Source organism: Streptomyces sp. NBC_00045 (genome assembly GCF_045041095.1).
GTDB lineage: Bacteria > Actinomycetota > Actinomycetes > Streptomycetales > Streptomycetaceae > Streptomyces.
In genome coordinates this window covers 7,164,716-7,178,454 of the sequence record NZ_CP108271.1, presented here as the reverse complement: position 1 = coordinate 7,178,454, position 13,739 = coordinate 7,164,716, and the positions used below count along the sequence as shown (strand labels likewise).

The window sequence follows — 13,739 nt, the reverse complement described above, 5'->3', positions numbered from 1 at the left end:
CGCATGTCCTCCTCCACCCTCCACCTCCGAACGGGCCTCGGACAGCGGTCCCAGCACATGATCATCTGCGGGGACGACGGACTCGTGAACCGCCTGGCACAGGAGCTCGACGCCGTCTGCGGTGAGGCCGTCACGGTCGTACTGCCGTCGCGGCGCGACGGGCACGGCGCCGATGTCGTCGCCCTGCACCGCGACCCCCACTCCCCCGTCGAACTGCTCATCTCCGCCAGGCCGGACGAGCAGACCCTGCGGGCGGCCGGCGTCGAACGTGCCGCCGCGCTCGCGCTCACGTACGGCGACGACCAGATGAACATGACCGCTGCCCTGCTGGCCCGCAGCATCAATCCGTCCGTGCGCCTGGTCATCCGCATGTTCAACCGGGACCGCGGCCGCCACCTGGAACGCCTCCTCGACCGCGCCGCCGCCGCATACACGCGAGACGACGACACATCCATCGACGCGTCCACGACGATCCTCTCCGACGCCGACACCGCCGTACCCGAGCTGGTCGCCGCCGCCGCGGTCGGACGCGGCCACACGCTCCAGGTCGAGGGCAAAGTGTTCCGCGGTGTCGTACGCCCGGCCGGAACGCCACCCCACGCGACGGACCTCGCCACCCTCGCCGTCCTCTCCGGAACCCACATGGACGATCCGCTGGGCGAGGACAGTGCGGAAACCCCCGGCGCGAGCGGCACCCAGCTGCTCCCCGACACCGCGACCGCGTACCACCGGCAGTTCACGCACGGCCGCCTCATGCTCGAAGAGGTGACCCAGCACCATGCGCCGCCGTCCCCCTCCCGCCGACGGCGGGCCTACCGTGGCTGGCTGCGCGACCGGATCGGGCACCTGCCCTGGAAGATCTTCGTCTCCCGCGAGGTGACGGCCGTCTTCGGGGTCCTCGGCGCGGCCGTGGTGCTCCTGGCCACGGCAACGGCCGTCGTGGAGGACGGACCGCTGTGGAAGTCGGTGTACCTGCCGCTGCTGGACATCTTCACCATGGGCGACCCGGCCACCGAGGAGTCCACGGCCCGCCAGGTGCTCCAGCTGATCGCGGGTTTCGTGGGCCTGGCCGTACTGCCGCTCGTCGTGGCCGCCGCCATGAACGCCACCCTGGCCTTCCGTACGGCATCGGCCAACCACGTACCGGATACGAGCCTGCACGACCACATCGTCCTGGTCGGCCTCGGCAAGATCGGCACGCGCGTCCTGGCACAGCTGTGCACCACCGATCACAAGGTCGTGGTCATCGAGCGTGATCCGCAGGCCCGGGGGGTCGCCCTGGCGCGTGAGCTCGGTGTGCACCTGCTCCTTGAGGACGCCGCCGCCCCCGGAGTACTGGACCTCGCCCGCATCACCACCAGCAAGTCGCTGCTCGTCCTCACCCACGACGACGGCGAGAACCTCGACATCGTGATGGCCGCCCGCGAGAGCAACCCCCGGGTGCGGGCGGTGATGCGCCTGTACGGCGACGACTTCGCCGCCACCGTCTCGCGCACCATGCGCGCCGGCTACCCGGACGCTCTCACCCGCAGCCGCAGTGTCTCGGCATTGGCGGCACCGTCCTTCGCCGCCGCGATGATGGGCCGCCACGTGCTGGGGGTGATGCCGGTGGAGCGCGGATCCCTGCTCTTCACCGTCGTGGACGTCGCCGGCCACCCGGAGCTGGAAGGGCACTCGATCCACGAGGCCTTCAAGGAGCACGAGTGGCGTGTGCTCGCCGTCGGCCCTTCGACCAGCCGGCATTCTGCCTCGTCTACGGACACGCTCGGCGGATTCCGCACGGACCGGCCCGCATTCGACTGGCGCCCACCACACGGACGGATCCTGCGGCACGACGACCGAGTCGTGCTGGTGACCACACGCCGGGGTCTCGACTTCCTGATGACGGGAGTCCAACCCCTCCCGGTAGGCCGCAGACAGCTTCCGGCCCATTGATCTCGTATGGCGCGCAATCGCCGCACCGGCCGGCTCAAACCCTGGATCACGCAGGGGAAGTCATTTTCACCATGGGGGTCTTATGTCGTTCGATGAGGAATGGGCGGAGCTCAGGTCAGCCGCTGTCGAGAGGCAGACCGCCGTGCGGCTCAATCATCTCGACCCCGGAGGGGGCGGTGGACCGGGGCCGCAGGGGGATCTGGTGGTCACGCAGAAGGATCTTGCGGCCGTCGGCGACGCGGCATTCAAGCTCCGCCAGAGGCTCGGCACCGACGGGGACCACGCCAAGGCCAGCACGTACGAGGCGGCAGGCTCCTTGAAGAAGGACTTCGCCCTCGGCTCGGCCCTCTCGACGCTCGCGGACAAATGGCACGACCAGGTCGGCACCCTGCTGGATGCCTGCGCTCACATCTCCAACCACCTGGACTACACGCAGAACGCGCACGCCGAGGACGAGTACTGGATCGCGACTCAGTTCAAGTTCGCGCAATTGGACAAGGGCTTCGAGGAAAGGGCTCAGCACTGATGGATCTGGACGCACTGCGTTTCGCGGACTTCTCGAAGCTGTCCACGGCCGTGGCCGACTGGACGGCCATGGCGACCAAGCTGTGGGAGCTGGAGTCGGATGCCCGCGGTGATCTCGGCGGGAAGGCGGCGAAGGCCGACTGGGCGGGGGTGAACGCGACCGTGACAAGGGAGTTCATCGGCAAGACCGCCAAGGAGTTCGCCGACGCGGCCACCGAGGCCACCAGCATCGGGAACATCCTGCGTGACACCCACGGTGAACTCGTCGACTACAAGTCCCGGCTGAACGAGGCGATCTCCCGGGCCCTGGAGAAGAACCTGACCGTTGTGGGGACCGGTGACGGCGGTTTCACCGTCACGATGAACATCCATCCCGACCGCGCGGCCAAGGGTCACACGGTCCCCGAGCACACCGAAGCCGACGCGACCGCGTTCCGCGACGAGGTGCAGCGGATCCTGCAGGGGGCCACCGAGAGCGACTCGACGGCCGCCCAGGCCCTGACCATGCTGGTCAGCCAGACCCCGTACGGTTTCTCCGACGCCGCCTACTACGACCGCGACCGGGCGGCGGATGCGATGAAGGACGCCGACCGGATCGCGAAGCTCCTCAAGGCCAAGGGGGACGACATGTCCCCGGAGGAGTTCGACGAGCTGGGCGCCGACCTGGCGAAGTACAAGGACGACCGGCTCTTCCAGGAGACGCTCGCCACCACCATCGGCCCGCGCGGCCTGCTCGATTTCTGGGCGGACCTGGCCGACCCCTCCGACGGCGGCACTCTCCAGCGCTCCCGTCACGACCAGTTCGGCGACTTCCAGCGCAACCTCTCCCTCACCCTGGCCGGCGCCACCCAGTCAGACAGCCCGGCGATGCGCACCTGGGAGAACGACATGGTCAAGCTGGGCGAGGAGCGGATCCAGACCCGCGGCAGCCAGGTCTACGGCTACCAGGTGATGAGCAACCTCATGCGCAGCGGGGACTGGGACAACCGGTTCCTGAACGACTACGGCAACGCGCTGGTCGCCACCGAGAAGAGGATGAAGCTCCCCGGCAATTACTGGAACGGCGGCGTCCCGCCGGTGCCGAAGATGAACTTCATCGGCGAGGACTTCGGCCGCGACCCCATGACGGGCTTCATGACCGGCCTGGCGGCCAGCCCGCACGCCGCGACCGAGTTCTTCAACACCACCCAGCCCACCGACAACGCGCAGTACGTCCTCGGTGACCGCCAGACCTTCGACGACACCCCGCTCAACAGCAAGGACGGCAACTCCGCCCGCGAGGCCACCGGCGCCGCCCTGGTCTCCGCCGCCACCGGAGTCAACCCGAACGACCCCACCGCACCCCCCGCGGACCTCACCCCCGAACACCGTCAAGTCCTGGACCGCTCCCTGAAGTACCTCTCCGAGCGCGGCGACGACTTCCCCTCCGAGATGCGCGACGACATGGCCAAGATCCTCTCCACCCACAGCGACGTCGTCCACCACTCAGCCAGCTCACTCGCCGACGACAGCAACGATCCCCGTCTACTGGACCGCCACCAGCTCCTGGAGGTCAGCAAGCAGGTATCCCGCGACCAGGACTCCTACGGCATGCTCAACGAGGCCATGAACCGCGAAATGATCAAGGACATCCACGCGGACCACCCCAGCGACCCCAAGGAGAACCTGCTCCGGGCCGGCGCTACCGTGGGCTTCCTGGAAGAGGCCCGCTACCAGGCCCTGAAGACCGACAAGGACGACCCCTCCTGGGACGCCAAGTGGCTCTACCACGGCTTCGGCGGCGCCGCGAACTTCATCCCCGTCGTCGGCGACGCCGCACAGCGGGGCGTCGACGCCCTCGCCTACCAGTGGCAACTCGACGAACAGGCACGGATCAACGCCGAAACCACGCGCCAGAACGGTGAGACGTTCACGGCCCGTGAGCGGCAGCTCCAGGCCCTCGCCGACGAATGGGCAAAGGTCAATCCCAGCGGCGGCAACAACCGCTACGTGCTCACCTCCGAGATCAACGGGGCTGCCTTCGACGGAAACCAGAAGGCCCAAGGTCTGGCGGGCGCCCAGTGAGCCGCCGCTACGCCATCGCCTTGGTCGTGCTCTTGCTCGCCGGTACGGCCGGGTGCGCACAGGGCCAGGAGTACGCCGTACCCCGCGACGTCTGCGGCGTCGAGGTTCAGTCGGCTCTCCTGAAACCGCTGCTGCCTCCCGGTGATTCGTTCAAACAGAGGAAGACCCAGGAGGGGGGTGAAGACATCACCGGCTGCGCGATGGACGTCGACAATCGACGCGAACTGACCTTCCAGACAAGCCTGGTGGCTGCCGATCTGGACCCGCTCCAGGTCAAGAGCACCAACCTCCTGCGCGCCGGGAATCCGCAGAAGGCCGATATCGGCAGCGACGCACGCATCGCGGACAACGCGGCCATGGCATACAGCGCGTGCACGTACAAAGGTGAACAGCACCGATACGTGGTGGAGCTATGGATGCAGAATCCGCCGACCGACGTCGACGAACGCCGCAAGGAACTCACCCTCTTTATCGCGGCGTACCTGCCGGCGGCCCAGAAGGCGGCAGGCTGTACCTCTTGACCGGAAGGGCCACCCGCTGGGGCACAGCGGGTCCCCGAGACCTTCGACCTAGGACGCAGCCTGTGCGGTACGACGACGAACCGGTCTTCAAACGGAGCAGGTGGGGAACGAACCGCTACTCCTACAACCCTCGTAACCCCGTCGGGCTCGCCCTCATCATCATCACGCTGCTCTTCGTCGGAACGATGATGATCCTCATGGCCAACCGGGTCGGACCGTTCAAGCCCGCGCCCGCCCCCGCGCCGTGGAGCCCTCCACCGTACGACTACTCACGGCCGTCACCTTGGAGCAGCCCACCGAGCCGTTGAAGCCGATGGGGTTCCCGCCCGGCGGGAACCCCATCAAGATGGCGTAGCCATCACATCAGCGGTGCGTCAGGGTCCGCCTCCAAGGCCTCCACCAGCCCTAACGTCGCTCTCATGGGAAGACGTTTCACTCAGGCCGCGACCGGTGCACAAGGCACCGAAGCGGCGCCTCCTGGACCCTTCGCACAGGACATCCACTGGACCGGTGAGAGGCGCTCGGCGATCGGCGTCGCGTTCCTCATGCTCACGGCCCTGTTCGCCATGGACGCGGGCTTCGGAGAGCTCAATGTTTCCCGCGGCGCCCTCTGGACGGGTCTGGCCGGCCTTTTCTTCGTGATCTTGCACCCGCCTCGGGTCTCCGTGCGCCCCGGTCTGCTGATCACCCGTGGACTGCTGGTGACGGACACCGTCCGAACCGACTCCCTCGTCTCGGTTCGGTGGTCCGACGGGGTGGCCCAGCGGATGGTCCTCCGAGACACGGAGGGAAGTCAGGTCGAAATCGACCCGACCGTCATGATCCGCAATCCGGCGATGTGGCACCGCCTCGACACCGACACCCGCGCATCGATCCGGCGCGGCACTCTGCTGCACGGCGCGACCGCTCTGCGACAACTGGCGCAGCGCATCGACCGCGAGACGGCCCACACGGTCTTCAAAACCTCCGGCTTGCAGTGACCACTCACGCCCTCGTGCCGGTCACTGATCCCGCCTGGGGGCTGCTGCGGGAAGCGTGAGCTTCAACGCGAACCCGGGCCCGGTGGTGGTGGGTTCGAGGGTGCCGCCCATGGTCTCCGTGAGGTCGCGGGACATCCTCAGGGCCAGGCTGTCGGCAGTGTGGACAGGGGGCGTCCCTGACGCTGTCCCCTCCGCCCCCTCGCGGGTTCCGTCAGTGATGTGGATCTCCACGAGGCCGGGCCGGGTCTCGGCCGTCAGCCGCGCGCGCCGGTCCGGCGGGCTGTGCCGCTGGGCCTCGGCCGCCAGAGTGGTAAGGACGCGGGTGAGGACGGCCGCGTCGGCGATCACGTCGGGCAGCTGCTCCGGGAGCATGCAGCGAAGCGTACGGCCGGGACCGAGGGCGTCCATCACTGCGGTCAGTAGCTCGTCCAGGTCGACCGGGCGCAGGTAGAGGTCGAGTGCGCCGGCGTGCAGTCGGCTCAGGTCGTCGAGATCCGAGACGAGCCGGCCCGCTCGACGCAAGGCTGATCGGGCCGTGTCGAGGAGGCGGGCGTCCCCGAGGTCCGCGGGGGTACCCAGGCTGCTCAGCGCGTCGTCAGCCGTGCGGAGCGGACCCCGCAGGTCTCGACTCGCGATGAGGAGCAGCGAGGCCCTGGTGTGCTCGGCCTCGGCTCGTACGCCCGTTTCGGCGTCGTGGGCGGCAAGGCGACCGTGGGAGTACGCCATTCCCAACTGGGCCGCGCACGCTGCCAGTACGCGCTGGTCGTCGCTGCTCAGTGGCCGCCCGCGGGCGGCCAGCGTGACGTTGTCGCCAACGGGACTCTCTACGTCGGCGTCATAGGGCCGCTCGGGTGGAGCCTCGCCGGTGCTGGCGACGACGTACCAGCGGGGCTCAGCGGCATGCCCGGTATCCCTCTCCAGCAGGCTGACCGCGTCCAGGCCGAAGTCCTCCCGTACCTGTTCGAGCAGGGTCGGGAGGTCCTGGCCGTGCATCATGGCGGTGGCAAGCCGGCTCAGCGCCCGGGCCTCGGAGCTCGCGCGGACCGCCTGGTACGTACGTTGGGCAGCCGTGCCCGCGGCCATGCCGACGACGACGGCCGTGACGACATAGACCACCAGTGCGAGGACGTCGTCGAGCCGCTCGACGCGCAGTGAGTGCAACGGCCTGGTGAAGTAATAGTTGGCGAGCAGTCCCGCGGCGAGAGCTGCCAGCAGTGCGGGGACGAGGCCCCCGACCAGGGCGATCACTACGACGGCCAGCAGGTAGAGCACCAGGGCGAGGGAGAGGTCCACGTGCTCGCCCAGGAGAACCAGCAGGAGGGTCAGGGCCGGGAGCGTGATCGCCGCGAGCACGATCGCCGTCCAGAAACGCCGTGGGCCGGTGGCGCGGCTCGGGTGCGGCAGCCGCAGGGCGGGAGACGACTCCGCAGCGTGTTCGTGGGTCACCACGAGCACGTCGATGGGGCCGGACCGCTGGATCGTCCGGTGCCCGACGCCGCCGCGGAGGAACGTGGAGAGCCTGCCGCGGCGGCTCGCGCCCAGCACGATCTGGGTGACGTTCTCGGCCTCCGCGAACTGCAACAGCGCCTCGGGGATGTCGTCACCTGTGGTCTGGTGATAGCTCCCGCCCAGCGACTCCACCAGCTCGCGCTGGGTTGCGAGGGTGGCGTGACCCCCATGGGTGAGGCCGTCGCTCGGGACCACATGCAGCGCCAGCAGCTCGCTGCCGGGGACGCGGGCCGTGATCCGGGCCGCGCGGCGGATCAGGGTGTCGCCCTCGGGGCCGCCGGTGAGGGCGACCATGATGCGCTCGCGGGTCTCCCAGGGGGTGGTGATGCCGTGCTCGGCGCGGTAGCGCTGAAGCCCTTCCTCCACGCGGTCGGCGAGCCACAGCAGCGCGAGCTCCCGCAGTGCGGTGAGATTGCCGACGCGGAAGTAGTGGGTGAGGGCGGCCTCGATGCGCTCCGAGGGATAGATTTCGCCGTGCAGCATGCGCCGGCGCAGCAGCTCGGGCGGAAGGTCTACCAGTTCGATCTGCTCCGCGCGGCGGGCCACCTCGTCGGGCAGGGTCTCCCGCTGCGGGACACCGGTGATCTGCCGGACCACGTCGCCCAGGGATTCCAGGTGCTGGACGTTGAGCGTGGTGACGACGTCGATCCCCGCGTCCAGGAGTTCCTCGACGTCCTGCCATCGCTTGGTATGGCGTGAGCCGGGCACATTGGTGTGGGCCAGTTCGTCGACCAGGGCGACCTGTGGGCGGCGGGCGAGCACCGCGTCCAGGTCCATCTCGGTGAACGTCGCCCCGCGGTACTCCATGGTGCGCCGGGGAATGATCTCCAGACCCTCGGTGAGGGCTGTGGTGGGCCGTCGCCCGTGCGGTTCGACGAACCCGACGACGACCTCAGCACCGGCCGCGGCAAGCCGCTGCCCCTCCTCCAGCATGGCGTACGTCTTGCCCACCCCCGGGGCCGCCCCGAGGTAGATCCGCAACCGTCCACGCGCCATGGGAGGGCTCCTGCCCGGCCGTCACACCGTTCGCCCACCTCCATGGTGCTCCGCGCTCACCTCGGCCGCGCTCTGTCATGCCCGGAGCCCGGTGCCGATGCCTCGCTCGCCGTCACTCGTACGAATCGGGCCCATGGGGCAGCCTCCACGGCGCCGGAGACCCTGCTGAGAGCCGGTTCTCCAGGTCAGCCGCCGATGGTCACGGCGAGGGCAACGCAGACGAGCATCCCCAAGGTGCAGCCGTCGGCTATCCACGCCCGGGTGAAGCGCCGGACCGTACGGGCGTTCCCCCTCAGGTCCCGCCGTTCCGCAAGCCCGGCCTTGATCTGAGCGACGGCCCGGTCGGTGGAACCGACGAAATGGTCGATGATCGACCCGGCGAACCCGAAGGCCGCGATCTCGACGGCCTGCGTCGTCGTGATGACCAGGTTCCCACCGCTGTCAGCCTCAACCCTGGCCACGTACCGATAGGGAACGTCATGGGTGAACACCGGATTCACCACGGACAGCGCCTTCCGGTCGAGCACAACGTGCGACCCCGTGATCCGCCGGATGAACGCGATCCCGCCCAGAGATACGGCCATGACTGTGAGCGCGTCCGCGTCCGGTCCGCTGCCGGCCATGCTCGCCCAGGCGCCGAGGACGAACCCTCCGAGCAACACGGTGAAGATCAGGGACAGGGCGATGAAGGACTTCCTACGTAGCACCGTCCGGCGTGCTCTTTCCTCAGATCCCATGTCACCGGGTACGCGGCGGACGCTGCGCTCGACTGATCAGGACCATGGCGAAGAAGAGACCCATGACGCCCGGCATGGTGACGACGGAGCGGTAGGCGGAGTCGACCGCCAGCAGGCCGACCAGCTCGATGCCGAGCGCGGCTGCGATGAGCAGCTGGGCCCAACCGAACAAGCGCGGGCGGACGATGTGCCGGCGCTGCCAGGGAAACAGCCAGCCACGGCTGAGCGTCGCACCACCGGACACGGCGAGCAACAGCGCCACCACACCGATCGGTACCGCGAGATACACGCCAATTGCCATAGCACCCCTCCGCCTTCCGTGGGTGTGATGATGCCAGGGCAGATCATGGGGAAGGTGTGCGGCCCCCAAGGCCAAGCTCGACCACGGCAGGTGTTCCGGCACCAGGGTGCACGCGAGCTGCGCCCGTCCCAACCCGAGCAGCTCACAGCAACCAGCAGCCGCAGCCCACCGTAGGCGCCGTCGGGGCCGATGCACTTCGGCGTTGGTCCCGACGGCAAGTCCGCCACGACGGACGGCTACGTCGCAGCGTCTGCCCGAAGGGTGCCGGCGCCGATGGCGCCCCGGAGGACGTGGGCGATCTCCTCGGGCCTGAGGTCGATGCCGCCGAGCGCCTCCACGGTCAGCGGGATCTCCTCCAGCGCGTACTCGCCGCGGCCCTCGGCGCTGAACTCGGGACCGGTTCGGTCGTCGAAGGACCAGGTGGCGATGCGGGCGAGGTAGAAGAGCTGACGCTCGTCGTCGGACTCCATCGTGTGGAGGAGCCGGACGATGTCGGCCTTCCCCGCGATCTCCTCGTGGATCTCCCGGTGAAGGGCGGCCTCCCGTGACTCGTCGCTGGGCTCGACGCCGCCGCCGGGCAGTACCCAGTACACGGGGATGTCGGGCTTGGTGCGGCGGATGACCAGCATCGTGTCGTCAGCGGTGACGAGGACGGCGCGGACTCGTTCGATCATTTCGGTCTGTCTCCTTGCTTGTTGACGGTCTCAGTGCAGCAGCCAGCCGACATCGACGTGGACGGATTGCCCAGTGATGAACGACGCGGAGGGGCTCACGAGGAACGCCACCAGGGCCGCGACGTCTTCGGGCCGGCCGGGGCGAGGGACGCACTGGCGCTTGATCTGGTCCTCCGGACGCGCGCGGTGCTGGGCGGGGATGGCGTTCTCGGCCTCGACCTGGATGGCGCCGGGCATGACCGTGTTGACGCAGACCCCGTACGGGCCCAGTTCGCGGGCGAGGGAGCGGGTGAGGCCCAGTAGCCCGGCCTTCGCGGTGCTGTACGCGACGAGGTTCGTCCGGCCGGCGCGGGCGTTGACGCTGCCGATGTTCACGATCCGGCCCCAGCGGCGTTCGATCATGCCGGGGGTCAAGGCATGGCGGGTGCGGTAGTGGGCGGTGAGATTCGCGTCGAGGGAGTAGTTCCAGGCGGCCTCGTCGATGTCCCGCCAGGGGACGGGGAGGTAGGAGCCGGCGTTGCTCACCAGGATGTCGATGGGCCCGATCTCGGCGCGGAGGAGGTCGACCATGGTCTGGACGGCGCCGACATCTGTGAGATAGACGTTCGCCGCAATCCTGGGGCTGCCGCCGCGCTCGAAGACGGCGAGGAGGGCATGGGCATATGTTGAGATCCCTTGACCAAGGCCCACCTTCTGGAGCGCCCCAGCGGTACCGTCGCGTCAGAAGCGGTCGCATATCGGGGTGGTGGGTGTGAGGACCTTCCGCCGAGCGTGGTACGAGTGGAGTCACCGAGCCACCTGGTCCTGGTAGCGCCTGGAAGATCATTACTTCTCGGTGTACACCGTCGTCAGCGACGCCTTCGGGCGCCGCCGCAAGGGGAAGCCCGAGGCCCACGCCGCCTTCCGCCCGCTCACCGCCGACTGGATCCGCCAGGCACGCGAAGAAGCCGGCCGCCCCGCCACCGCGCCGTGGCAGCTGGTGGCAGTCAAGGCACCCGCCCTCCCCCGAACCCGCCACAGCGAGCCGGAACGCGACCCCCTCACCCCATGGGAGGCATCAGTCATCGCCACCTACCAGGTGGCCTTCAACCGGCAGGCCAGCACCACGGCCCTCCTCGTTCCCCATCTCGTCGCCGAGCAGCTGCTCGCATGCGCCTCCGACGATATGCCGGTCCAGCGCCTTGCCCCCGACGGCAGCGCGCTGCCCGCAGAGGTGCTGCTAGAGCAGTGGGACCACGAGGGCCTCACCCGCTCTTGACCGGCCTCGTCGTCAGCTCGCCAGCAGCCCGGCGCGATCAGGTCTCGGGCGGTACCGATTGACGGAGCAGGCCTCGGGGGTGCCCGACGCTCCGACGGTGATGACCCCAAGTCCGCTCTCCGCAGAAGGGGTTCTCAAGGGCCGTACCCAGGCCCCGCGAGCGGAGCCGCCCAACACACTCGAGCACTCCCCGAATGAAGAGCTTGTGCAAAAATCACGACGAGAACTAAAGTATTCAGCGTGTTCGTGTGCTGCATCCAGAAGTAGCTCATCGGGAAGGACCGGTGAAAGTGAACCACGCACAACCTCCTTGGGCTGTCGATTTGTTCGGCAGGAGTCAGGTCGACCTCGTACGCGACCGGCTCGGTCAACCCCCATGGCCTGCTCAAGCCGTACTGGGGCGTGGCATCCCTCCTGGACGAACAGGGGAGCCTCGACTGGGTCGTCCAACCCGAACCCCTGCCACTGCCGGCGACGCCGACCCGGCGTAGGCTCAGCGCTGTTCCGCAGCAGGCCACAGCGCCGGAGCACGTCAGCTTCGACGCGGGCGACCAGCCCGTGCCGATCCTGTTCGCGCGACCCGACGTGGACGAGAGGCGGGACGTGCCGCCCCTGACCGAGCCGGACCCGATCGAACCACTGGCCCACGAGGACGATGAGAACTGACCAGTCCCTGCTGCCCGGTACTACCGAACGTGGCGCGACCCCACGCGCCGTCCACGACGCCTTCGACCCCGCCCGGCTAACCCAGGCCAGGCGCCTGGCGGGAATGACGAAGAAGGACGTGGCAGAGCACCTCGGCGTGACACCCGCGGCAGTGGGCCAGTACGAGACGGGGGTGGCCAAGCCCCGCCCGGATCTCCTCCCGCGGCTCGCAGACACGCTCGACGTGCCGCTGCCCTTCTTCATCGCGGGCCGGCCAAGCAACCGGCTCGACTCCTCCATGGCGCACTTCCGTGCCCTGCGCAGCACACCCAAGGCCCAGCGCGAACGCGCCCTCGCATTCGCCGAACAGGTGTGGGAGCTGACCTACGCCCTGGAGAAGCGAGTCCAGCTCCCGCCCATCGACCTGCCGGGCTTCGCCGGTGGGGAGGTCCACCCTGGCGTCGATCTCCCCCTCGATCCCGCAGCGGCCGCACGCGAGTTGCGCAAGCGGTGGAACCTTGGAGACGGACCGGTCACCCATCTGGTCAGACGCATGGAAGCCCACGGGATCGTCGTCGTCATGCCAGCCGCCGACGAGGCAGCCCGCACGGTCGACGCCTTCTCCTCCCGGTCCGCGCGTCCGGCAGCGATCCTCACACCCAACCGCACCAACGACGTGTACCGCCATCGCTTCACCGCAGCGCACGAGCTGGGCCACCTCGTCCTGCACGGTGACGCCACAGGCGACAGCCGGCAGGAGCGCGAGGCTGACGCATTTGCCGCGGAATTCCTGACCCCGGCGGCAAGCATCACCCCACTGCTCCCTCGGCGCCTCGACCTCGCACAGCTCACCGGGCTGCGCCGAGTGTGGGGGGTCAGCGTCGATTCGCTCATCTACCGCTGCCGCGAGCTGGGCATGATCTCCGACGCCACTGCCAGCCGCGGATACCAGCGCCTGCGCGCGCTCGACGGCCAGCCCGGCTTCACCCCCGAGCCGGTCGACGGGTTCCCCGGCGAACAGCCCGCTCTGCTGACTCAGGCATACGAACTCGCCGAACGGGAGAAGGGTCTCACGATCCCCCGTCTGGCCGACGAGTTGGGATGGCATCCCGAGCGCGTCCGCCGCCTGCTGGGCTCACCCGACACCAGACCGATACTCCGTATCGTCTGACACTAAGCCCACAAAAGAAGGCGCCTGACCTGGGCTTTTGCCCGTCAGGCGCCTCTGCGCGATCCGATCGCGACGCAGCCCGGGTCGCACGCCACAGCCTCGTCGGCGCCGGCTGTTGTGTGAGGGCTGAAGGTGACGTCTCCCTCGCCCTCCGGGCGGCGGAGTCCCTCGGCGAGCATCTACCGGCCGGAGCGCCAACGCGCCAGGCCTGTGGGGCCGTCAAGGAGCGTGCATCCCTGCTCCTCGACGGCGTGCTACTGGGACCGACCGCCACGCTCTTTCGGGCCCAGTACCGCGCCTACGGCGGGCGGTACGCACCCTCGACAACGGCGACGCCAAGGTTCGACATGACACTGCGGACCGAGCCGCCTGGCTCGCCGGGGAGCAGCGACTGCGGTTGGTCCCGAGTGCGGCGGCGCCCGC

At 68.9% G+C, this 13,739-nt stretch carries 13 protein-coding genes; 8 read left to right on the top strand and 5 right to left on the bottom strand.

Translation table 11 applies throughout. The features are described 5' to 3' along the window. Window positions 1–3 precede the first annotated feature (3 nt). From OHA65_RS33210 to OHA65_RS33190, 5 genes are all read left to right on the top strand, one after another. A complete protein-coding gene (locus OHA65_RS33210) occupies window positions 4–1,935 on the top strand; it encodes an NAD-binding protein (protein ID WP_327279829.1) in 1,932 nt (643 codons plus the stop codon). Window positions 1,936–2,137: 202 nt separating this feature from the next. Then, window positions 2,138–2,461, top strand: coding sequence for a hypothetical protein (locus OHA65_RS33205; RefSeq protein ID WP_327279828.1), 324 nt, complete (start codon window positions 2,138–2,140; stop codon window positions 2,459–2,461). Continuing rightward, window positions 2,461–4,524, top strand: a complete 2,064-nt coding sequence (locus OHA65_RS33200) for a hypothetical protein (protein ID WP_328764484.1) — start codon at window positions 2,461–2,463, stop codon at window positions 4,522–4,524. Before OHA65_RS33205 ends, OHA65_RS33200 begins: the two co-directional genes overlap by 1 nt. Continuing rightward, window positions 4,521–5,045, top strand: a complete 525-nt coding sequence (locus OHA65_RS33195; protein WP_405763075.1) for a hypothetical protein — start codon at window positions 4,521–4,523, stop codon at window positions 5,043–5,045. The genes OHA65_RS33200 and OHA65_RS33195 overlap by 4 nt, the downstream gene beginning before the upstream one ends. A 419-nt stretch (window positions 5,046–5,464) precedes the next feature. After that, complete coding sequence (locus OHA65_RS33190; protein WP_327279825.1) at window positions 5,465–6,025, top strand: hypothetical protein; 561 nt, start codon at window positions 5,465–5,467, stop codon at window positions 6,023–6,025. A 21-nt stretch (window positions 6,026–6,046) separates the two neighbouring features. On the opposite strand, the gene OHA65_RS33185 is transcribed toward OHA65_RS33190, so the two are convergent. The 5 genes from OHA65_RS33185 to OHA65_RS33165 form a co-directional block, all read right to left on the bottom strand. Beyond that, the gene (locus OHA65_RS33185; protein ID WP_405763073.1) at window positions 6,047–8,530 is read right to left on the bottom strand and encodes a DUF4118 domain-containing protein; all 2,484 of its coding nucleotides are present in this window, start codon (window positions 8,528–8,530) and stop codon (window positions 6,047–6,049) included. A 185-nt stretch (window positions 8,531–8,715) separates the two neighbouring features. Further along, complete coding sequence (locus OHA65_RS33180) at window positions 8,716–9,237, bottom strand: hypothetical protein (protein WP_405763071.1); 522 nt, start codon at window positions 9,235–9,237, stop codon at window positions 8,716–8,718. Between the two features lie 31 nt (window positions 9,238–9,268). Next, window positions 9,269–9,568, bottom strand: coding sequence for a hypothetical protein (locus tag OHA65_RS33175; RefSeq protein WP_371645632.1), 300 nt, complete (start codon window positions 9,566–9,568; stop codon window positions 9,269–9,271). Window positions 9,569–9,804: 236 nt separating this feature from the next. Continuing rightward, complete coding sequence (locus tag OHA65_RS33170; RefSeq protein WP_405758064.1) at window positions 9,805–10,242, bottom strand: NUDIX domain-containing protein; 438 nt, start codon at window positions 10,240–10,242, stop codon at window positions 9,805–9,807. A 30-nt stretch (window positions 10,243–10,272) separates the two neighbouring features. Continuing rightward, window positions 10,273–10,932, bottom strand: a complete 660-nt coding sequence (locus tag OHA65_RS33165) for an SDR family NAD(P)-dependent oxidoreductase (protein ID WP_328764477.1) — start codon at window positions 10,930–10,932, stop codon at window positions 10,273–10,275. 145 nt (window positions 10,933–11,077) lie between these two features. Between OHA65_RS33165 and OHA65_RS33160 the strand changes: the two genes are divergently transcribed. From OHA65_RS33160 to OHA65_RS33150, 3 genes are all read left to right on the top strand, one after another. Next, the gene (locus tag OHA65_RS33160) at window positions 11,078–11,500 is read left to right on the top strand and encodes a hypothetical protein (protein ID WP_327279819.1); all 423 of its coding nucleotides are present in this window, start codon (window positions 11,078–11,080) and stop codon (window positions 11,498–11,500) included. Window positions 11,501–11,902: 402 nt separating this feature from the next. Continuing rightward, a complete protein-coding gene (locus OHA65_RS33155; protein ID WP_327279818.1) occupies window positions 11,903–12,166 on the top strand; it encodes a hypothetical protein in 264 nt (87 codons plus the stop codon). Next, window positions 12,156–13,316 carry an XRE family transcriptional regulator gene (locus OHA65_RS33150; RefSeq protein ID WP_329315333.1) on the top strand — a complete coding sequence of 387 codons (1,161 nt, stop codon included), beginning with the start codon at window positions 12,156–12,158 and terminating at the stop codon, window positions 13,314–13,316. The genes OHA65_RS33155 and OHA65_RS33150 overlap by 11 nt, the downstream gene beginning before the upstream one ends. Window positions 13,317–13,739 lie beyond the last annotated feature (423 nt).